Annotated in this window: 14 protein-coding genes and 1 pseudogene; 8 read left to right on the top strand and 7 right to left on the bottom strand. The window is 68.2% G+C overall.

Annotation, left to right across the window (positions count from 1 at the left end; all coding sequences use genetic code 11):
* The first annotated feature begins 47 nt into the window (after positions 1-47).
* Together ACIGCK_RS05185 and ACIGCK_RS05180 are read left to right on the top strand one after the other, a co-directional pair.
* Complete coding sequence (locus ACIGCK_RS05185) at positions 48-6644, top strand: DUF4011 domain-containing protein (RefSeq protein ID WP_396664358.1); 6597 nt, start codon at positions 48-50, stop codon at positions 6642-6644.
* Between the two features lie 88 nt (positions 6645-6732).
* The gene (locus ACIGCK_RS05180) at positions 6733-7920 is read left to right on the top strand and encodes an exonuclease domain-containing protein (protein WP_396664356.1); all 1188 of its coding nucleotides are present in this window, start codon (positions 6733-6735) and stop codon (positions 7918-7920) included.
* 318 nt (positions 7921-8238) lie between these two features.
* Here the strand turns inward: ACIGCK_RS05180 and istB are convergent, their stop codons facing one another.
* Both istB and ACIGCK_RS05170 read right to left on the bottom strand, forming a co-directional pair.
* Positions 8239-9045, bottom strand: coding sequence for an IS21-like element helper ATPase IstB (gene istB, locus ACIGCK_RS05175; RefSeq protein WP_396664354.1), 807 nt, complete (start codon positions 9043-9045; stop codon positions 8239-8241).
* Positions 9042-10367, bottom strand: a complete 1326-nt coding sequence (locus tag ACIGCK_RS05170; RefSeq protein ID WP_396664352.1) for a Mu transposase domain-containing protein — start codon at positions 10365-10367, stop codon at positions 9042-9044. The genes istB and ACIGCK_RS05170 overlap by 4 nt, the downstream gene beginning before the upstream one ends.
* A 305-nt stretch (positions 10368-10672) precedes the next feature.
* Between ACIGCK_RS05170 and ACIGCK_RS05165 the strand changes: the two genes are divergently transcribed.
* From ACIGCK_RS05165 to ACIGCK_RS05155, 3 genes are all read left to right on the top strand, one after another.
* A complete protein-coding gene (locus ACIGCK_RS05165) occupies positions 10673-11575 on the top strand; it encodes a homocysteine S-methyltransferase family protein (protein ID WP_396664350.1) in 903 nt (300 codons plus the stop codon).
* A gap of 221 nt (positions 11576-11796) precedes the next feature.
* Positions 11797-12474, top strand: a complete 678-nt coding sequence (locus ACIGCK_RS05160; protein ID WP_396664348.1) for a thermonuclease family protein — start codon at positions 11797-11799, stop codon at positions 12472-12474.
* A 123-nt stretch (positions 12475-12597) separates the two neighbouring features.
* Positions 12598-12786 (top strand): hypothetical protein, encoded by a 189-nt coding sequence (locus ACIGCK_RS05155; RefSeq protein ID WP_396664347.1) that lies wholly within the window; start codon positions 12598-12600, stop codon positions 12784-12786.
* 12 nt (positions 12787-12798) lie between these two features.
* On the opposite strand, the gene ACIGCK_RS05150 is transcribed toward ACIGCK_RS05155, so the two are convergent.
* A complete protein-coding gene (locus ACIGCK_RS05150; RefSeq protein WP_396664345.1) occupies positions 12799-13026 on the bottom strand; it encodes an RNA-binding S4 domain-containing protein in 228 nt (75 codons plus the stop codon).
* A gap of 82 nt (positions 13027-13108) precedes the next feature.
* On the opposite strand from ACIGCK_RS05150, the gene ACIGCK_RS05145 reads away from it, so the two are divergent.
* Together ACIGCK_RS05145 and ACIGCK_RS05140 are read left to right on the top strand one after the other, a co-directional pair.
* Complete coding sequence (locus ACIGCK_RS05145; RefSeq protein WP_396664343.1) at positions 13109-13501, top strand: nuclear transport factor 2 family protein; 393 nt, start codon at positions 13109-13111, stop codon at positions 13499-13501.
* 64 nt (positions 13502-13565) lie between these two features.
* A complete protein-coding gene (locus ACIGCK_RS05140; protein WP_396664342.1) occupies positions 13566-14339 on the top strand; it encodes an alpha/beta fold hydrolase in 774 nt (257 codons plus the stop codon).
* Between the two features lie 162 nt (positions 14340-14501).
* Here the strand turns inward: ACIGCK_RS05140 and ACIGCK_RS05135 are convergent.
* From ACIGCK_RS05135 to ACIGCK_RS05120, 4 genes and pseudogenes are all read right to left on the bottom strand, one after another.
* A pseudogene (locus tag ACIGCK_RS05135) lies at positions 14502-15098 on the bottom strand (dihydrofolate reductase family protein); the annotation flags it as partial.
* 114 nt (positions 15099-15212) lie between these two features.
* Positions 15213-16577, bottom strand: a complete 1365-nt coding sequence (locus ACIGCK_RS05130) for a DUF222 domain-containing protein (protein WP_396664341.1) — start codon at positions 16575-16577, stop codon at positions 15213-15215.
* Between the two features lie 144 nt (positions 16578-16721).
* Entirely contained in the window at positions 16722-18011 is a 1290-nt protein-coding gene (locus ACIGCK_RS05125) for an APC family permease (RefSeq protein WP_396664339.1), read from the bottom strand.
* A 108-nt stretch (positions 18012-18119) separates the two neighbouring features.
* Complete coding sequence (locus ACIGCK_RS05120) at positions 18120-18434, bottom strand: hypothetical protein (RefSeq protein WP_396664337.1); 315 nt, start codon at positions 18432-18434, stop codon at positions 18120-18122.
* A gap of 202 nt (positions 18435-18636) precedes the next feature.
* Here ACIGCK_RS05120 and ACIGCK_RS05115 point away from each other — a divergent pair, with 202 nt between their 5' ends.
* Positions 18637-20142, top strand: a complete 1506-nt coding sequence (locus ACIGCK_RS05115; protein WP_396664335.1) for a serine/threonine-protein kinase — start codon at positions 18637-18639, stop codon at positions 20140-20142.
* The last annotated feature ends 35 nt before the right edge of the window (positions 20143-20177 follow it).

The raw sequence follows: 20177 nt of genomic DNA, 5'->3' as shown, positions 1-20177 counted from the left end.
TCGACCGGCCGCGCCCACGATCTCCGGCCGGTCTGGGAGGACAGCGTATGGCGGATGGTGCTCGTTACCTGGTTGGCGAATCGCTCGACGATCTTGCCGAGGGTTTGCGCCCCTTCATCGAGGCCACGTTCGCGGAACAGTTGCCCAACGGTCCGACCTGGGTGCAGGTAATCACCGAAAAGGATGCGGTCGCCGGGCGTCCGACCACGCACCATCATGCGAACGACATCGGGCTGATGCTGCGAGTCATCACGGAGAAGCTGGGAACGCTCGGGTACCCCTTCGATCGGCGCCTGTCGCGCCAGGCGGTGAACTGGGCGAGTGAGCTGCGCGAGGTTCGGAATCGGTACGCGCACCAGGTCGACTTCACGCCCGCCGAGACGTATCGAGCGCTTGATTCCGCTGAACTGCTGTTGCGCGAGATCGGTGCTGACGAAGAAGCATTGCGAGTTTCCTACCGCAAGCCAGCCGTGATGGCGATTCTTTCCGGCGGCCACGTCAAGCCCCTGCCGATGCCGCCGCCGATGCCGGGCGGGATGGGTGATCCTGGATTTCATGGGTTGCCGTCCCCACCCGTGGCCCCCACTGCAACGAACTCGGCCGACCAGGACTCGAGCCCGGTTCCTCTCACCCGTCGCGGCCTGCGCGAAGTTCAGGAACCCCAGGCATCCGGACGTCCCGAAGCACCGCCGACGCCCGCTGGTCGCGCACATCTGACGGTCGAATCGGTCACCGAACTGAGCTACGCCGTTGGTCACGCGCGAATCGTCGCGGTGCAGGAGGTCCGGATCGCTTACGACGGTCCCGAGCTTCGTGGGGCCTCGCTCGAGATCGAAGCAAACTGCGCGGCGGGCTCGCTCGGAGGACCAAAGGTAGTACTTGTCGACCTGGCACCGAATGGCACAGTCGTCATCACAGCGCCGGACTTGCTGATGCTCGATCCGGGCGCGATGCTCGCGGTCGACACACAGCAGCCCGGGCAGATCCGCGCGACCCTGCGCGACCCGAACGGTGACGTGATCGCGGAACAGGCGAACGATGTCGTCGTGCTCGCGGCGAATCAATGGATCGCCCGCGAGTTGCACCTCGGGCTTGAGTTGCTGGCGTCTTTCGTCCAGCCTCAGGCGTCTGTGCTGACCCCGGTACTGCAAGCGGCGTCCGATCGCCTTGCGACAGCAACGGGTCGCTCCGACCTCGATGGCTACCAGAGTGACAACCCGGAACGCGTAGACGCGATGGTCGAGTCCATCTGGGAGGCAGTCCGGTACGGCGACATCCGCTATGCCGAACCACCTGCGAGCTGGGGTATCTCGGGGCAGAAGGTGCGGACTCCGCACGAGGTTCTTGAAGGTCGTCTCGGCACGTGCCTCGACACGACGGTCACGCTCGCTGCCCTCCTCGAGCAAGTCGGCATCAACTCGACACTGTGGCTGACGGAGAGTCACATCTTCCTCGGGTACTGGCGTGAGGACGCGACGCTCGGCGACCCCGCGACTACAGACATTGAAGAGGTGATCAACCTCGCTGAAATGGGCAAGATCGGCCTGCTTGAGACGACGATGATCACCGGCGGCGAGGCGTCCCGATCCTTCGCGGATGCACGACGAGGTGCCAGCCCATTCCTCGTTGAACGGCGGAATGATGTGCTGGGAATCACGGACATCCGCGGCGCACGCGAGAATTCGATTCTTCCGCTGCCCAGTCGCTCCGTCAGCGAGACGGGCGAAGTCGTCGTCACGGAGTATCGGCTCGCCGACGCCGCGCCCGTGGCGCCGTATGTTCCGGGCGAAGCAACTCGCTCACTGCCAGGCCGGCCCGTGCCGCCCGCTCGGGTGGCGCAGTGGAAGAACAAGCTGCTCGACCTCACGCTGCGGAATCGCCTGATCAACTTCACAGATCGAGCGGGCTACGCGCTCGCGGTTCCTGGCGATGCACTTCCGCGCCTTGAAGACATGATCAACGATCGGCAGAGCATCAGTCTCTTGCCGTCGGACGGTGTCCCGCAGATCGCGCGTGAACGAGGCATCCGATTTGGTCGCGATCTCGAACCTGCGAACCGCGAAGCGCTCCTCGCTGAGAAGCGCCAGGCCTATCTCTCAGACATCACAGCAGCGACGTACACCAACCGCCTGCGCGCCCTCGCCAGCAAGGCGAAGACGCTCGTCGAGGAGACCGGTGCGAACAACCTCTATCTCGCATTCGGGACTCTGCGGTGGACCTTCAACGATCGAGAACTTGCTTCACCCCTGATTCTGGTGCCCGTCACGCTCGAGAGCGTTTCGCGGGGCCAGTCCTTCCGGATCGTCCTCGACGAAGCTGGGGCTTCAACGCCGAACTACTGCCTGCTCGAGAAGCTCCGCGTGAGCTTCGGGCTCGACATCCCGGGGCTGCAGAACCCCGCCGAGGATGCCTCCGGTATCAACCTGCCCGAGGTTTTCAACGCTGTACGTCAGTCGATGATCGACGCCAAGCGGCCATTCGTCGTCGAGGAGTCCGTGCACCTCGCGATTCTTCAGTTCGCGAAGTTCAGGCTGTGGAAGGACCTCGACGACAACTGGGAGCAACTGCTCGGTAACGAACTCGTACGGCATCTCGCCGAGTCGCCCACCGAAGCATTCGTCGAGTCGGCGCCCCGGCCGGTCGACGTCGACCTGGATGCACTGGCGACACAGGTGCCCGTTTCGGCCGACTCCTCGCAGCTCGAGGCCGTGGCGGAGGCGGTCGCTGGCCGCACCTTCGTGCTCGAAGGCCCTCCTGGGACGGGAAAGTCGCAGACGATCACCAACCTTCTTGCGCGAGCGCTTGCTGCCGGGCGCCGCGTTCTCTTCGTCGCCGAGAAGCGAGCGGCGCTCGATGTCGTGAAGGCTCGATTGGACGCGGTTGGTCTCGGGCCCTTCTCTCTGGACCTGCACGACAAGGGTGCGCGACCGACGGCCGTCCGCGAGCAGTTGCGAAAGGCGCTTGACGCGCAGGCACGGCCCGATGTGGCTGCGCTCAAGGCTCAACTCGAGACATCAGAAACAAGTCGCGGGACTCTTTCGAGGTACGCACAGCGCCTCCACGAGCCGAACGCTGCGGGATATTCGTTGTACTCGGCGCGTGCACACCTGCTGGCCGCGCCAGACGACGTGGTCGCACTCGAGGTGCCTACTGCGCTAGCAAGCGGAGGTACGGAGCAGGTCTTTGACGAGCTGCGCTCCACCCTGCGGTCGATGGCGGCAGTGAGCGATCTGGCTCGCCCGGCCGAGTTGCATCCCTGGGGATTCATCGAGATTGTCAAAGGTCAACGCGTGGACGCCTTGGCGGTGCACCGGGCGGCGCAGGCGTTCGATACGGCTCTGACCGCGGCGCTCGATGGCGGCGCTCCGGGCGCGGTCCTGGCGCGCGCAGGCAGACCGGAACAACTGGAAGCCTGGGCGCAGATCGCCAGCGCTCCTCGGTACTCGCTCGATGCGATCGACTACGCGGCATCGCCGACGGGCGCGGCCGAGATCGCTCGCTTGCGTGCAGACATTGCGGCACTAGAGTCCGGGTCCGCATGGCTGACGTCACTGGATGCGCGCATCATGGGGCGCGACATCGCGAGCATCCATGCCGCGGCCGTTGCTGCGGATGAGTCCTCGTTCTTCGGTCGCAAGAAGCGTCGTCGCGCCGTCCTCGAGATGATCGCGCCCGACCTCGTCGTCGAAAAGGCGACGATCTCCCTGAAGCACCTCTCGACTCTCACAGCCGCGGTTGCTGATTCAGCCACACGCACGGCGCCGGTTCGGAACGCCCTTCTCCAACTTCCTGCGCCTCTACTTGATGGCGCTTGGAACCCCTTCATGCCGGGCGCCGCCGAGGCGATCCTGACTGCGCTCGACGGAATGGCATCGATTTCGCGTCTACTCGGGTCTGACCGCTCGCCCGCGGGCGCGCTCCAGAGCGATCTGCGCGAGTACTACGCCGCAACAACCCCGGATGTGTCGTCGGCCGAACGAATTGGCGCTGTGGCCGAGGCGTGGCGCACGCTGGTGACGCAGTCGAACACTGGCCCCGCGGACGGGTCCCCTCAGGATCGCTTCACGAGCTGGGCCGGCGAAGCTGGAGTGATCCCTGCTTGGGATCGGACTCGAGGCGCTCGCAATGTCGTCACAGTTGAACCGGTGACCCTCAACCGCTGGCTTGATCTGCTTGATCACCTCGAACCCTTGCGACGGGCAGGCATGACCGGTGCCCGAGCTGGGATACTCGCGGGCCGGGTAGATGCGGAGGACGCTTCGCTCGCGTTCGACAAGGGTCTCGCTGCGACTTCGATCGCCGAGAGGGAGGAGGCGACGGCGCTCTCCTCATTCGATCCTCTCGCTCACAGCCGAGCGATCACTCGGTTCACCGACAGCTCCGAAGCAATTCGTGAGGAACTGCCCCGCGCGATCCCCGCCGACATTCTCGGCATGCGTAGGTTCGACGCCGCGTTCGACGGTGGAGACATGGGGGCGCTTAAGCGTCAACTAGCCCGCCAGCGTGGCGGCGACAGTGTGCGGACGCTGATGGAGAAGTATGGCGACCTGATTACGCAGATCGCGCCGTGCATGCTCATGAGCCCGGAGTCGGTCGCGCGATTCTTCCCGGCGCGGTCGGAGATGTTCGACATCGTCGTCTTCGACGAGGCATCCCAGATTCGCGTCGCCGACGCCGTGGGAGCCATGGGGCGCGGCGCGTCGGTGGTCGTCGTGGGCGATTCCAAGCAGATGCCCCCGACCTCATTTGCCGAGATAAGTGTCGACCCCGAGGACGAACAAGAATCGGCGGCGATGCCGGTCGCCGATGAAGAGTCGATCCTGACCGAGTGCACACAGGCGCGCGTGCCGAGCAAGTGGTTGTCGTGGCATTACCGGAGCCAGGACGAGGCACTGATCGCGTTCAGCAATCATCAGTACTACGACAGCAGGCTGTCTTCTTTCCCGGCGCCGCTGCGTTCGGCCGAGACCATGGCAGTCGGCCCCAATGTCGCTGAAGCCGAGCGTCTGGATCACGGGATCTCGCTGGTGCGCGTTCCGGGACAGTTCGCGCGCTCCGGTGGACGTGGGGTGTTGCGGACCAACGTCGTAGAGGCTGAGGAGATCGTTCGTGAGATCTCACTGCGATTCGCTCGCTCGGCTGACCAGACGCCCTCGCTCGGGGTGATCACGTTCAACGTTCAGCAGCGGGATCTGATCGAGAACATGCTGCGGGACGCCGCGGATGAACGAATCGGTCGCGCGATGGACGAACGGGACGGACTGTTCGTCAAGAATCTCGAGAGCGTGCAGGGCGATGAGCGCGACACCATCCTCTTCTCTGTCGCCTTCAGTGCGAACCAGCGCGGAATGCTGCCTTTGAACTTCGGGCCTCTCTCGCGCGCCGGGGGCGAGCGCCGATTGAATGTCGCGGTGACGAGAGCGCGTCGACAGGTGATTTTGTACTCGAGTTTCGACCCCGTAGATCTTCGAGCCGAGCAAACCTCCTCGCGGGGCATCAAGGACCTGAAGGCTTACCTGGAGCTCGCGCAGCGCGGGACCGAAGTGCGCGATGATTCGCCGCTCCGCGAGGCCGTGAACGACCGTCATCGTGAAGACATCGCCGCGGAGTTGCGATACCGCGGGCTAGTCGTGAAGACGGATGTGGGGCTGTCGGATTTCCGCGTCGATTTGTCGCTCGCGTCAGCCTCGGATCCGGCTCAGCCGCTTGTAGCGGTGTTGCTTGACGGTGAAGGTTGGCGCTCGCGTCGAACAGTCGCCGACCGCGACGGACTACCTGTTGAGGTTCTCCGAGGGCTCATGCGCTGGCCAGCGGTCGAACGAGTGTGGCTTCCGGCCTGGCTACGTGAGCGGGATGCCACCGTCGAGCGCCTTGTCTCTGCGGTGGACGCGGCGGCGGAAGCGTGGGCTGCTGGCGAGCCCTCGCACCGGCGCGATGCTGCGGTCGCGCCGGTCGAGGTCGACGTTACGTCCACCTTGCGCGCCCGGTCGTCGGAGACTCCGGTGATGCGGGCGATGACGGTCTCCGAGTCGAACGCTCCGGCCACGTCTGCGTCTGGGGGTCTGCCGCGTCATCCAGACGTTGTCGCGTTCGATCCGTGGCGGCCGCCATCGCTCGGGGGACTGGAAGTACTTGATGACCTACCGGGCGCGATTTCCGCACAGCGCGTCCAGTCCGCCCTGCTCGCGGCGATCGAGCATGAGGGACCAATCTCCAGCGTGCGGCTCTCAAAGCTCGTTGCCGAAGCGTTCGGTCTCTCGCGCGTTCAGGGCGCTCGCTCCGCCGCTATCCTCGCTCAACTGTCCGCTGCCTACCTTCGCTCAGCCGATCCCGGTTTCGTTTGGCCGATGGGCGCCGAGCCTCGATCGTGGCATGTCGTCCGAACGAGCGAGCCCGGCGAGGGGCGTGCTCTCGAGCACGTGAGTCTCGTCGAGATCGCCAATGCCATGGCAGTTGTCGCCCAACTCAGCGGAGGTATCGGCGACACTGAGATCAAGCGCGAGGCACTGGCATTGTTCGGAGGTAAGCGACTCACCGAGCAGATCTCGGCGCGTCTGGGTCGAGCCCTCGAAATCGCGCTCGCAACGAACAGGCTCGTTCGGACAGGGAGCGGGTCTTTGCTGGCGGTGCCGCGAGAGTCGTGACTGGCGGACATTCTCGAGGAACGGAGAGTGCTGCGCGGTTGGGGTTGGTATTCGAATGAAGGAGTCCTAGATGGTACGCGGATTCGCTGTGATCGATCTCGAGACGACCGGGCTCTTTCCCGAACGTCACGATCGGATCGTCGAGGTGGCGGTCGTTCACGTCTCGCCCGAAGGCGTAGTTGAAGGGGTGTGGGAGACCCTCGTGAACCCTCAGCGCGATATGGGAGCTCAAAGCATCCACGGCATCAGTGCATCCGCGGCTGCGCGGGCTCCGGAGTTCCATCAGATTGCACCGACTCTCTCCAGCCTTCTGCGAGGACGTGTACCTGTGGCGCACAACGCAAGCTTTGACTCCCGGTTCCTCGAGCATGCGATGGTGCAAGCAGGCGCGTGGTGTCCGGGTCGTGACTATTGGATGTGCACGATGCAGCTCGCAGCGACATTCCTTCCCGGGCATCGCAGCCTCTCGGATTGTTGCGCGGCCATCGGCGCATCGATCGACGACGCGCACCGCGCGTCCGCCGATGCTCTGGCGACGGCCGGACTCCTGCGTGCGTACCTGAGCGCAGGGCACGACCGAGCTTGGTGGGATCAATGGTTGATGTCGACGGGCGACTGGCCTCACCCCATCGAGTCGCCGGTCGGGTGGCTACCTCGAGAAGACGCAGATGTGATGCCGCGCTCCATTCTTGAGCGACTGCATGTCGCGGTCGAGCCCACCGTCGATGACGGCTCGTTGAATCTCGACTATCTCGCGCTGCTCGATCGGGCGCTTCTCGATCGGCACATGTCTGTGACGGAGGCCGACGCGCTGCTGAGCTTTGCGCGCGATCTCGGGCTAGCGCCTTCGGCCGTGGGGCGCATGCACCAGGCCTACTTCGACGGCCTCGTCACGGCAGCGTGGGCCGACGGCAAGCTGACGGAGCGAGAGTGGAGCGACATCCAAGCGATTGGAAGCGTGCTCGAGGTTGGTGAAGCGACGATTCTGAAGGCCGCAACGCCTCCTGTTCAGGCCACGCCGACACTGAGTACCGGTTTCCGACTCTTCCCGGGCGACACGATCGTGATCACGGGCGATACCCGGCGTGACCGTCCCGAGTGGTTCCAGATTCTCGAACAGATGGGATTCGTACCCAAGAATTCGATGGTGAAGTCGGCGAAGGTGCTTGTCGCGGCTGACCCCGACTCGATGTCGGGGAAGGCGAAGCAGGCCCGGCAGTACGGCATCCCGATCATCACGGAGGACGGCCTCGAGCGTTTGCTGGGAATCGGGTAAAGCTGCGGCACGCTCTTGACTGACTAGCACCGCCAACCATCGCCGGTACGGCCGCCTCGACTGGCGTTCCGACGAGGGTACCTGACGACCGCGATGGTGCACCGAGTGAGGCCAGAGATCCGGTCACGGTGAACACCTTCCGTTCTCGCGGCGGCGCGTGCCCGACGCCGAACGCTGAGGCGCCTCGCTCGACCCCACGATCGCCGTCAAGTGGTACAGCAGCGCTGTCGGTTCCACGTATGCGCGACTCATCACTGACGGCGCTCAGCGAATCTCCCCAGCGTTGCTAATCGAAGTTCCCCAGGTCGCGGTGTAACGCTAGCGCAGGTTCGTGCCGGTCGTGACGCGGCGGAGTTCGTCGGCTGCGGTGGCGTGGTGGCGGAGCCGGTAGGAGGCGCCGTCGAGGGTGACGACGACCGAACGGTGCAGGAGTCGGTCGAGCATCGCGGCGGCGACGGTGGTGTCGCCGAGGATCTCGCCCCAGGCTCCGACGGGCCGGTTCGTGGTGATCACGATCGAGGTCTTCAGGTAGCGCTGGTTGATGACCTGGAACAGCGCGGACGCGGCCTCGCCGGGCAGCGGAAGGTAGCCGAGTTCATCGATGATCAGCAGCGTCGGTCCGGCGAAGAACCGCATCATGGTCGCCCACTTGCCCTCGATCGCGGCGCGGTGGCAGCGGGCGGCGAGGTCGGCGGCGGAGGTGAAGTAGGTGCGGTAGCCGGCCTTCACGGCGGCGTGCCCGAGCCCGGTCGCGATGTGTGTCTTCCCGACCCCGGGAGGGCCGATCAGGAGCACGTTGGTCGCGGTGTCGATATAGCGGCAGGTGCCGAGCTCGGCGAGCAGGGACTTGTCGATGCCGGAGGCGTGGTCGAGGTCGAAGTCGTCGAGGGTTGCGCCGGTGGGGAGGTTCGCGAACCTGAACCTGCCAGCGAGGCGACGCGCGTCGGTCGCGGTGACCTCGACGCGCAGCAGGTGCTCGAGCGCGTGGGTGAGGGTCCAGCCCTCCGCGGTCGCCTGGTCGAGAACCTTGGGGAGGGCTTCGGCGGCGTCGGCGAGCTTCAGGTCGAGGAGGTGTCCGCGCAGCTGCTGGTAGACGGCCGCGGCGGCCTTGGTCGTGGTGGTCATTGGAGGGTGTTCCTGTTCTTCGCGGCCTGCTCGTAAGCGGCTAGGTCAATCACGGTCGACGGCGCCGCAATGGTGCCGGTGAGGACGGCCGCGGCGCGCAGCGCGGCAGGCCCGGGTGGGATGCGTTCCTTGCGGCGGTGCGGATGCCCGGGAGGCGCCGACGCCAACGCGATCGCTTCGAGGGCGGTGACGTGTCCGGTGTCGCGGATCGTGACCCCCAGCCCGGGCTCGGCGACCCGATGCCGGGCGACGACCGTGCCGGACGGGGTGGCGATGTCGATGGTGTCGGCGCCGAGCCGTTGCCGAACCTCGACCTTTGCCGCAGCCAGCTCGGGTGGGACGGAGTAGCGGTTCCCGCGCCAGTCGATCAGCGCCTGCCTCGTGGCGGTGCGCTCCTCGGTCACGATCACCGGGAACACCACTGGTGGGAGTGGTCGGAGCCGTTCGGCCTGGAACATCGCGGCGGCTGTCGTCTTCCCGGCGAGGTCTTCGCGGGGACGGTCGTCCTGCGCCCGGGCGAACGCGTTGAGGCTGGCCTGCGCCTGCTCGAGGGTGAGCTCGTCAGGGAGGTTCCGCCACCAGCGCTGCGCGGCGGTGTGGTTGTTCTTCTCGACCACGCCCTTCCGGTTCCCCGACCGTGGCCGGCAGACGATCGCCTGCACCGCGTGGTGCTTCGTGAACCCCGCGAACATCGGGACCAGGTCCCCTGTGCGGTGGTTCAACACCGTCGCCATCCGATCGAACCGCCAAACGCGAGTGAGACCGCCCAGCAGGGCGAGCAGCGTGGTCATCGCAGCGAGCAGGTGCGGGACGTCCATCGATGGGGAGATCACTGCCCGCCAGATGCCGGAGTGTGCGAGCGACCCGACGAGCACGCACGCGTTCTTGTGCGGGAACCCCCAGTGTGCCGGCGGGTCGGGAAGCTCGAGCCAGTCGAACTGGGTCTCCTCCCCAGGCGGGTGCTCGATCACCGCGTTGGGCCGCTTCGTGACATGCGAACACGCGGTGCACGCCGGCCTGAGCGACCGGGCCCGGATCTGCCGCGTCAACGTCGGATACGACCCCGTGAACCCGAGCGGACGCAACTCGTCCAGCAGCGTCTGCGCCCACAGATGCGGATCCTCACGGAGCCGTTCGGTGACGTAGTCGACGAACGCGTCGAACGGGTCCGGCGCCTGGACGCGGACGCCGGGTTGCCGTTCGCCGGCCAGATAGGCGCGGATCGTCTTGCGGTCGTGATTGGTGTGGCGGGCGATCGCGCTGATCGTCCAACCCCGTTCTTTCAAAGCGTGGATCTCCACGCCGCTCCTCTCTGAGAGCATGAGCAACGGGCCTCCCTCGAAGGCTGGTGTGTGGTCAGAGACCACCAGCATCGAGGGAGGCCCGCCTCATGCGACGGAGCGACCCAGGGTGGGGAATTTCGATGAGCAGAACTGGGGAGTTTCAGCGAGCGCCGTCATCACCTGCCGCACTCGCTCGGCCTCATCTCGACCACGGTCGAAGCGAGGCGGTCGCGCCCCATGAGTCGACCGTCCGCACCCGGCAGTAGTCCCGCGGCATCCCGCCATTGTTCCGGATCGTTTCGTCTGATACGACAGACCGAAACAGTCCGGAAAGGGTGCGTGCCATGGGACTGCTCGACGGGAGATGGGTCACCGACGGAGGGCTCGAGACCGATCTGATCTTCAACCACGGCATCGACCTGCCCTCCTTCGCCGCCTTCCCGCTGCTGGATGGCGCGGACGGGACCGCGCTGCTCGGCCGCTATTACGCCGACTACGCCACGATCGCGCGTGCGGCGGGGGCGGGCCTGCTTCTGGAGACCCCCACCTGGCGGGCGAACTCGGCGTGGGGCAGTGGACTGGGCTACGACGAAGCTTCCCTCGACCGGGTGAACCGGGAGGCGGTAGCGCTCATCCGAGCCGTGCTGGCCGGTGCCGACGTGCAGGGCAGTCGGGTCTCGGGGTGCATCGGTCCGCGCGGCGACGGGTACATCGCGGCGGGGGGTGACGCCGATGAGGCGGCCGAGTTCCACCTTCCGCAGGTTCGGTCGCTCGCCGATGCCGGGGCCGACCTCGTTCACGCCATGACGATGGCCGAGCCCGCGGAAGCGATCGGGGTGGTGCGTGCGGCGCGGAGCGTGGGCGTTCCGGTATCGATCTCCTTCACGGTCGAGACCGACGGTCGGCTGCCGGACGGGAGTCTGCTGGTCGATGCCATCCGCGCCGTGGATGCCGCGGCCCCCGCTGACTTCTATGGCCTGAACTGCGCCCACCCGACGCACATACTCCCCGCGCTCGACGACGAACCGTGGCAGGAGCGCCTCACCTTCTTCCGCCCCAACGCCTCGACGCTCTCGCATGCCGAACTCGACCAGATGGAGGAACTCGACGCCGGCGATCTGCCACTTCTCGTGAGCGCGACGCGCGAACTTCTTGCCCGGTTGCCCGGCGTGACGGTCGGCGGCTGCTGTGGCACCGACAGCCGTCACGTCGCCGCGTTGTGGGGCACCGCGGCCGGTCCGCACTGAGTTGCTGCCAGAGGCGAGACGCCGAGCGCTTACAGCTTCAGCGCCCGACTCGTCGCTTCTGTGATCACCTGATCCAGGGCCTCCCGCGCCGCCCTGCTCCTGGCCCCGAGGTCGGACATCGACCTCGGTAGTTTGATGCTTGCTGCTGGCGCTTGAGAGAGTGAAGCGTGACGGTTCGGCGGCTCGTAGGTTCCTCATCCATCGGTAGCTCGGCGACCCTCGTGCTACTGCTCGCCGCCTGCACCCCAGCCCCGGCTCCGACCGCCCCGGCATCCTCCTCCCCGTCACCGCCCGCAACCACCGACACCGTCACGTTCGCCGCGGTCATCGACGGTGACACGATCGAAACCAGCGCGGGAACAGTGCGCATCATCGGCATCGACACTCCTGAACGCGGTGAATGCGGCTACGATGAGGCATCCGCCGCGCTCGGCCGTCTCGTCTCCGTCGGCGATCCGCTGGTGCTCTCGTTGCCCGCCGCACAGAACGACCGTGATGACTATGGTCGGATGCTGCGCAGCGTCGCGACCGCGGACGGCACGGATCTCGGCCGCGTGCAGATCGACGCAGGCAACGCGGTGGCGCGATACGACTCGAGCGACGGCTACCCCGCGCATCCGCTGGAGGCCGAGTATCGCGCGGCTCAGACTGCCGTGCTGGATGCGGACCGCAACGTGATCACGGCCGCCTGTCGGGCTGGGGCGGCTCCCGCTCCGTCGCTCGGTATCAGCTGGTGGCAGGCGTACTCGTCGTGCACGAAGCTCTCGCGCAACGAGGCCGGGCATCCGTCCGGCCCGTTCGACCGCGACGACCCCTCGCAGGCGGCGATCTACGAATGGTTCGCGTACGGCACGGGCAACAACGGCGACGGCGACGGGGACGGACTCGCCTGCGAGTAGTGCGACGCCGGGGACCGCGCAACCGCGTCTGCCGCCCCTGGTCATCTGCCGTCGGTGTGCCGACGGCGAGTTGCGTCGTGGTGCTCGATAACCTCGACACACCAATCGCGAGAGGGCAGACGCATGGAGAACGACTACACAGGGTGGGCCGCGGGCATCGGAATCGTCGGATTCCTCATCGCCATCGTGCTGTACCTCGGGATGCTGGCGCTCACGCTGTGGGTGTTCTACCTGATCATCCGCACGGCCGTGAAGAACGGCATCCTGAAGGCCGACGAGGAGCGCCGGCGTCGGTCGTACCCGCTGCAGTAGCCCGGGCCGGCCTCACGGACGGACGCGGACGCTGCGCCCCTCGAAGGTGACCACGTCGCCGAGCTGCAGCTGCCGGCCACGGCGGCGGTCGACCTCGCCGTTGACGAGCACGTAGCCGTCGATGATCGCCTCTTTCACATCGCCGCCGGAGTCGAGCAGCCCCGCGAACTTCATGAACTGGCCGAGGCGGATGCTGTCGCCACCGATGGGCACGTCTTCGGTCGGTTGCGGGGCAGTCACCCCGCAATGCTAACGGTCGGCTCGCCGCGAATCGCAGCCGATTGGACGCGCCGACGTTGCTCGCCGGGGGCGGCTCTCCTGAGTGAGCGCTCTCGCTCTGTGGCAGGGTGGGCGAATGGATGCCGCGGCCGTACGTCAGTGGGTGGCCGAGTACGAGCGCGCGTGGCGTGAACTCGACAGCGCCGCCGTCTCGACGCTCTTCACGGAACACGCGCAGTACCTCGATTCGCCCTACGAGACCCCTCGGGTCGGACACGAGGCGATCGCCGCCGAGTGGAACGACCCGCGTCCCTTCACGATGGACGTCGAATCGATCCTCGTCGCGGGCTCGCGCGCCGTTGCGCGGGTGAGAGTGAACTATTCGGAGCCCGAACAGGAGTACCTCGATCTGTGGGAACTCGATTTCGACGCCTCCGGCCGGGTCGAGCGCTTCGTCGAGTGGGCGTACTGGCCTGGCAAGGAGTTCAGCGCGTAGGACCCCGCGCTTCGGCGCAGATCCGCCTCTTGTCGCTGTCGGGGGCCCGTGGTTGGGTGACGGCATGGAGACCACGACATCCGTGGACGGCACGGTCATCGCGTTCGAGCAGGCCGGCGAGGGCGCGCCCGTCGTCATCGTCGGCGGAGCCTTCTCGAAGGCCGCCGACGGCGCGGCGCTCGCCGCGGCGCTCGCCGATGTCGGCTTCCGGGCGATCACGGTCGACCGGCGGGGCCGGGGTGCGAGCGGCGACAAGCGCGGGTCGACCCCCGACGACGAAGCGGACGACCTCGTCGCGGTGATCGAGGCGGTCGGCGGCGACGCGATCGTCCTCGGGCACTCGTCGGGCGCCATCCTCGCGCTCTATGCGGCATCCCGAGGCGCGCCGATCCGGACGCTCTTCCTGTCCGAGCCGCCGTTCCACTTCGGCGTCGGGGAACCCGACCCGGGGCTCGCCGATCGGTTGCAGCGCCTCGTAGACGAGGGCAGGAGCGCAGACGCCGTCATCACCTTTCAGCTCGAGGCCGTGGAGCTGCCGCGCGAGATGGTCGACGCGATCCGGCAGAGCGATGCGTTCCCCGGCCTCGTGGCGGTCGCGCAGTCGACCGTCTACGACGCTCGGCTGAGTGCGCAGCTCTCGACGCCGCCGGTCGGGATGCTGTCGGTGTCGCAGCCCGTCACGATCCTGCGCGGGGAGCAGACGTTCCCGCTTCTGGTCGCCGCGGCCGATCGGCTCGCCGAGGAGATGGATGCCGCCGAGCTCGTGATCGTGCCCGAGTCGGTCATGCACCGGCCCGACCCGGTTGCGACGGCTCGCGTCATCCGGCAGCGCGCCTGACGCGACTCGCGCCGGAGTTCACCGCGCGCGGCCGTGGTCGTCGACATCCGGGTCTGCGCGGAGCGCGTCGGCCACCTCCTCCTCCGGACGCGGCGGCACCGTCTCGTCGACTTCGATCTCGGGAACGCTCGGCTCTCCCGGTGCGGGCACGTGTCGCGCCGTGCGGCGGTAGCGGACGTGCGTCGCCAGCGGGGAGTTCAGCGCCTCGACCGGTTCGAAGCCTAACGACCCGATCCCGTCGAAGATCCTCTCGCCCGCTCCGAGCAGCACGGGAGCGATGTCGAGCGTGAGTTCGTCGACGACACCGGCGGCGAGCGCCTGGCGGACCGTCGAGGCGCCGCCCGCGATGTGGATGCCCGCGTCTCCCGCCACCTCGAGAGCCCGGGCATACGCGGCGTCGAACCCCTCCGTGACGAAGTGGAAGGTCGTGCCGCCGGCCATCTCGATCGGCTCGTGGGCGTGATGCGTGAGCACGAAGACGGGCGCGTGATACGGCGGCTCGGCGCCCCACCATCCCCGCCAGTTCTCGTCCCACTCGCCGCGGATGGGCCCGAACATGTTGCGGCCCATGATGTACGCGCCGCGCGGGCGCCCCAGCCAGTCGCTCGCGGTCGCGTCGGCCTCGGTGGCGCGTTCGTCACCCAGGTGCCAGCGATGAAGCTCAAGCCCGCCGACACCGAGCGGGTGCTCCCGGCTCTGGTCGGGTCCGGCGATGAACCCGTCGAGCGATATCGAGACGTGGCAGGTGGTGTCGGTCATGCGCGACCTTTCCGTCATGTCGGGGCCCGGGCGCTCGCACGCAATCTACCCGAGGGGTCGGCCCGCCGACTCGCGGTCCTGCTTCGTGGTCGTCGCTTGTGCCCCGAGTCGGGATCAGAACGGCACGGGATCGGGTTCGATCTCGCACTCGGGGTCGGGGGCGAACTCGACGCGACTGACGGGGGTGTCTATGTAGCTGCGTCCGGTGGGGCTGGTCCATTCGAGGTCGCCGCCGCCCCGCTGAGTCACCCTCCAGGCGGTCTGGTGCTTGAGCACGTGATGTCGTCGGCAGAACAGGGCGAGATTCTCGGCACTCGTCGCGCCGCCGTGGGCGTGGTCGATCGTATGGTCGGCGTCGCATCGCTTGGCGGGCAGGCGACACCCGGGGAAGCGGCAGTGCTGATCCCGGACGGTGAGGTGTCGGCGCATGTGCTCGCTCGGGCGATAGCGGTCGACCGCGAGCACCTGCCCCGAGATCGGGTGAGTGAGGATGCGATCCCATCCGGGCGCCGCCGCCGTGAGCGAGAGCGCGGTGCGGGTATCGACGGGGGAGTGGCCCACGAGGAAGGGGCTTTCGTAGGGGTCGGTGACGCGCTTCTCGATGAGGCTCATGACCGGAACGGTGACCTGGACGTTCGCCCGGATCGCCCCGAGGCCGCCCGGAACGGTGTGCGCCGTCGGCTCTCCCGCCAGCAGGAGGTCGGCGAAGACGTCGGCGCGCACCTGGTCGGTGGTGCGCTCGTCGTCGGAGGCCTCGGCATCCGAGTCGTGAGCGACGCGAGGGTGGGAGGCGTCGCCCTCGCCGGCGACGGCATGCCTGCGCGCATCGACCACGGTGCGGGCCATCTGCGACAGGCGGTCGTGGATGCCGTGGGCGACGACCGCTGGCAGCAGCGCCCGCAGCTCGGCCATTCCGTCGTCGAGGTCGGTGACCCAGACCGCGCGGTCGTCGAGCGCACGGTGGTGGCGCTCTTCGAAGGTGGTGTCGGCGAACCACTCCGCCCGGCGCTTGGCGAGCGGGGCGAAGCGCGAGGCCGCCTCGGTGAACGCGAGCGGGAGGACGGTGTCTTCGTACTCGGCCCGCAGCTGGGCGTGCTCGATGACGGCGCCGGCCGACACGAGGGCTCGGGCGTGGGCGATGGAGATCTGCCCCGCCTCGAGAGCGGCCGTGGTGGCGACGTAGTCGTGGACGAGCGTCGCGGCATCCTGCATCTGTCGCTGCACCGTGCGGTCGCTGACCCGCCACGCCGCCCCGATCTCGGCCGCGATCGAGCGGTACGGCAGCTCGGCATCCGACCCGGTGCGCGCGCCGCCGGCCTCGGTGGTCCAGTCCTCCGCTATGCCGCGGGCCTCGGCCAGCAGGCGCGCCTCCTCGGCTTCGAGCCGCGCCTTCTGCGCCCGTACCTCGACGAGCCGCGGCAGCAGCGCATCGACCCGCGCGTCGGCCCGGAGCCGGGCGTTGAGCGCGGTATCGGTCATGGGGCGATCATGCCCGGGGCCACCGACATCCAAGCCCCGGAATCCGCCCCGATCAGGGGTCTGAAGATGAGAAGAAGATGAGAAATCGGGCCCGGATCACCACCCGGCGGGTCTCGGGTCCCGTCGGCACCGAGATCGCCGACGTCAGCCCCGCTGCGCGCTCCTCGCGCGCACCGTGATGACCTGGCCGACGAAGATCGCCGCCGCAACCGCCGCGGCCACGATCACAGTGAGCAGGTCGTCCTGCACCTTCATGATCGTGAAGGGGATGAGGATCGCGAGGTCGAGCACGATCGTGAGCACCGGCATCCACCGCACGGCGTGGATCTTCTCGCGCAGGTGGCGCATGACGCCCCACTGCACGGCGATGTCCATCGTGAGGTAGAGGAACGCTCCCATCGACGCGATCTGCGACAGGTCGAGGAAGGCCGTCGCGAGGATCGCGAGTGCCGCCGTGATGAGCAGCGGCTGGTGCGGCACCCGCTCGGGCAGTGCCGGCGCCTGGCGCATGTCCTGCAGCATCGCGTACAGACGCGAGACCGAGTACAGGCTCGCCAGCAGCCCCGACACCGTGGCGACCACGGCGATCGCGACCGTGATGCCCACGCCCCACGCCCCGAAAAGCGGCTCGGCGGCCTGCGCGAGGGCGTAGTCGCGAGCGTCCACGGCGCCCTCCGCACCGATGCTCGCCTCCACCGACAGGGTGATGAGCAGGTAGAGCGCGCCGCAGATCGCCAGCGAGATCATGATCGACCGCGCGATGTTCTTCTCCGCGTCGCGGATGTCGTCGCCCTGGTTGGTGATCGTCGTGAAGCCCTTGTAGGCCAGTACGCACAGCGTCGTGCCGGCGAGCAGCCCCACCACGTCGGGACTCTCGCCCGAGCTGTGTGCGAAGAGTCCGTCGCCGGCGACGGCCGTGCCGACGATGCCCGCGATCGCCAGCACCGCGATGCCCACGATCTTGGCCACCGCGGTGGTGGTGGCGGATGCCTCGACGAGGCGGTTGCCGACGAGGTTGATCACGGCGGCCGCCGCGATCACGATCACGCCGAGCACGGGGACGAGCACCGCGGAATCCTGCAGCCCGAACGGTCGCAGCAGGTAGGTGCCGAACGTGCGGGCGAGCAGGCTCTCGGCCACGACCATCGACACGTACATGAAGAGGGAGAACGACCCCGCGACGACGCCCGGACCGTAGGCATCCTTCAGCAGCATCGCGATGCCGCCCGAGGACGGGTTGACGCTCGAGTATCGGATGTACGAATATGCGCTGACGCCCGCGACGGCACCGCCCAGCAGGAACGCGAGCGGGAACCAGTCGCCCGCGAAGCCCGCCACCTGTCCGACGAGCGCGAAGATGCCTGCGCCGATCATCACGCCGGTGCCGAGCGACACCGATCCGGCCAGCGAGATCCTGTCGGTGCGATCGGTCATCGGGCCCCTCATCCTTCCGTGCGGCGTGCGTGCGTCGGCCACATTAGGGCGACGATGCGCCAGGCCGTGAGGCCTTGACAGGCTCGTCGCTCCCGTGCCGAGCCCCGATCAGGCTTTCGCGGCTCCGGAAGCGCGAAGAATCGCCTCGGCGGCGGACTCGAGAGAGAGCGTCTGCGCGATCTCGACCGCGCGGTCGTACCGCGCGCCGGCGAGTCCGACGAAGACCGGCCCGACGACGTCGACGAAACCGCGGGTCGCCGCTCCGTCGGTCACGCGGTACCGGTCCACACCGATCCGCTCCCACGGCCAGAGGACCTGCTCGGGCGCCTCCGGAATCACCGTCAGATCGGGCGCATCTCCGGCTCCGCCGCGTCGCCACGGAGCCCGCACGCCCCGCGTCCCAACCGCCATCTCGAGTGTCATGCGCCCCCTTTGTCGTGCTTGCGTCCACTGTGACGCGGGACGTTCGGCCGGATAGGGGGGTTGAAATCGCCGCCCCGGTGGGCTACCGGCATCGCCATCACGTCGCGGGCCTCGTGTCAACCCCGCACGGGGAGCCCTCACGTGCCTCTAACGTTTCCGACGTGCGCGACGCGTGGAGGGCGGGTCGCGGAAGGGAATGTACGTGAGCGACCCGTCGCGCGCCGACGCAGGCACGCAAGAGCTGCTCGATGGCCGGTACCTGCTGGGCGAATGCCTCGGCGAGGGGGGCATGGCCCGGGTGCACCGCGCCGAGGACATCGTGCTCGGCCGCGTCGTCGCCCTGAAGATCATGCGCGAGAGCTCGGATCCCGGGCTCGACTCGGGGCGGCTGCGGATGGAGTCCACGCTGCTGGCCTCGCTCGCCCACCCGTCCCTCGTGACCCTCTACGACGCGCATACCGCCCCGGGCAAGATGGGCTACCTCGTGATGGAGCTCGTCGAGGGCCCGTCCCTGCGCGAGCGGACCGACGCGGGACCGCTTCCGGCCGCCGCCGTGGCGGCGCTCGCCCGCGACCTCGCCGACGCCCTCGCGACCGTGCACGCCGCAGGCATCGTGCACCGCGACGTGAAACCCTCCAACATCCTGCTCGCTCCGCCGGGAGCGTCGGGGGCGCCCTTCCGCGCCAAGCTCGCCGACTTCGGCATCGCCTACCTCACCGACGGCACGCGCCTCACGGCGCCGGGCACCGTCCTGGGCACGGCTGCCTACCTCGCCCCGGAGCAGGTGCGCGGTGCGCCCGCCGGGCCCGCCGCCGACATCTATGCGCTCGGGCTCGTACTGCTCGAGACCCTCACCGGCGTGCGTGCCTTCCCGCACTCGACAGGCGTGGAGTCGATCGTCGTGCGCCTGTCGCAGTCTCCGAGGATCCCCGGCTGGCTGCCGGAGCCGTGGCGGGAGTTGCTTGCGGCGATGACCGCGATGGACCCGTTCGCCCGGCCGAGCGCGACGGCGGTCGTGGAGTCGGTCGTGACGATGGATGCCGCAGCCCTCGCCTTCTACGCCGGCGACGTGCCGGCGCGGGTCCGCGCGGAGGAACCCACGGCGGCCGAGCCCGCGATCGTCGCGGTGCCCCCGGCGCCCGCTCCTCCCGCGACGGAGCCGATCGAGGCGCTGCTCGTTCGGGCGGGCATCTCGGTCTCCGAACCCGCGCCCCCGACCACGCGGTCGCAGCACCGTGCCCTACGCCGGCGCCGCCGCCCCGCGCTCATGTGGGGTGGGGCGGCCGGGCTCGCGGCGGGACTCATCGCTGTCGCGGTCGCGCTTGCGCCGACTGCGGGCGGAGTCGTGGACCCCGCTCCCTCGGTGACGCCGGTCGCGGAGGGCGGCACGAGCGAGCAGACGCCCGCGCCGGAGCAGGAGGCTCCCGCCGGAGAGGCACCGCAGCAGGGCGCCATCGAGACGGTGGAGCAGAACACTGCGGTCGTCCCCGCCGCTCCCGAGCCTGCCGCCGAGGAACCGGCGCCCGCACCCGAGGTGCCCGCGCCCGCGGACACACGCAATGCCCCGTCCGGGGCGGATGACCGGGGCCCGGACACCGACAACCGGGGCAACCGAGGTCCGGGCAGCGACCGCGGCGGCGACCGGAGCCCCGGCGACGACAGCGGAAACGGCCGCGGGGCGGGCAACCGCGGCGGCGGCAACGACTGACCCTTCCGCGAGAGTGTGACCACCGCCCGCCGACT

The sequence above is a fragment of the Microbacterium sp. NPDC078428 genome (genome assembly GCF_044542535.1).
GTDB classification, from domain to species: Bacteria; Actinomycetota; Actinomycetes; order Actinomycetales; family Microbacteriaceae; genus Microbacterium; species Microbacterium limosum.
The sequence above is the reverse complement of the archived record's forward strand: the minus strand, read 5'-3'. Positions and strand labels throughout refer to the sequence as shown.

Excerpts from the sequence above, each read along its gene's own strand:
- ACIGCK_RS05185 (WP_396664358.1), top strand. The coding sequence starts at position 48 with ATGGCGGATGGTGCTCGTTACCTGGTTGGCGAATCGCTCGACGATCTT.
- istB (WP_396664354.1), bottom strand. The coding sequence starts at position 9,045 with ATGACCACCACGACCAAGGCCGCCGCGGCCGTCTACCAGCAGCTGCGC.
- ACIGCK_RS05170 (WP_396664352.1), bottom strand. The coding sequence starts at position 10,367 with ATGCTCTCAGAGAGGAGCGGCGTGGAGATCCACGCTTTGAAAGAACGG.
- ACIGCK_RS05165 (WP_396664350.1), top strand. The coding sequence starts at position 10,673 with ATGGGACTGCTCGACGGGAGATGGGTCACCGACGGAGGGCTCGAGACC.
- ACIGCK_RS05155 (WP_396664347.1), top strand. The coding sequence starts at position 12,598 with ATGGAGAACGACTACACAGGGTGGGCCGCGGGCATCGGAATCGTCGGA.
- ACIGCK_RS05140 (WP_396664342.1), top strand. The coding sequence starts at position 13,566 with ATGGAGACCACGACATCCGTGGACGGCACGGTCATCGCGTTCGAGCAG.
- ACIGCK_RS05130 (WP_396664341.1), bottom strand. The coding sequence starts at position 16,577 with ATGACCGATACCGCGCTCAACGCCCGGCTCCGGGCCGACGCGCGGGTC.
- ACIGCK_RS05125 (WP_396664339.1), bottom strand. The coding sequence starts at position 18,011 with ATGACCGATCGCACCGACAGGATCTCGCTGGCCGGATCGGTGTCGCTC.
- ACIGCK_RS05120 (WP_396664337.1), bottom strand. The coding sequence starts at position 18,434 with ATGACACTCGAGATGGCGGTTGGGACGCGGGGCGTGCGGGCTCCGTGG.